Raw genomic sequence first — 450 nt, forward strand, 5'->3', positions numbered from 1 at the left:
GTATATATGTCCAGCAAATATAAAGTCTTGTCAGCGTGCGTTTCTTTATAGGATCATTATCAGGCAATTTAAGAAATTTTGCTTCATAGTATTTCAACAGCTCAAGTGATTTTTTTAGCAACCCCTGGCATATATATGTGCGCAAATGCATATCCGCAAGAAATTCCACCTTGTCAAAAGCATCCTCAGGAGCTCTGTCTAAAATTTGCGCCGCATACTTTGCGATATCCTGCGGTATTTGGGTAGTTAACGCGGCTAAAATTAAAAGTATTGATTTATAATCCCCGGTCTTTTCATAGTACGACATAGCGTCAATTTTAAAACCGTTACGAGCGCACCAATTACCAGAAATAGCGTAGGTTTCTTTTTTTTGTTCTTCCGGAATAATATCTTGCTTTGTAGTCAAAAATTCCAAAAACAAAGGGTGAATAAGGTACGCGTTGATAAAAT

At 36.9% G+C, this 450-nt stretch carries 1 protein-coding gene; it reads right to left on the bottom strand.

Going from position 1 to position 450, the window contains the following annotated elements; genetic code table 11:
- Nucleotides 1-406: hypothetical protein (locus ACYVTD_RS16775; RefSeq protein WP_461248789.1), on the bottom strand; the 406-nt coding region annotated here is incomplete at its 3' end.
- Between the last annotated feature and the right edge of the window lie 44 nt (nt 407-450).

Source organism: Treponema sp. R6D11, assembly GCF_054786075.1.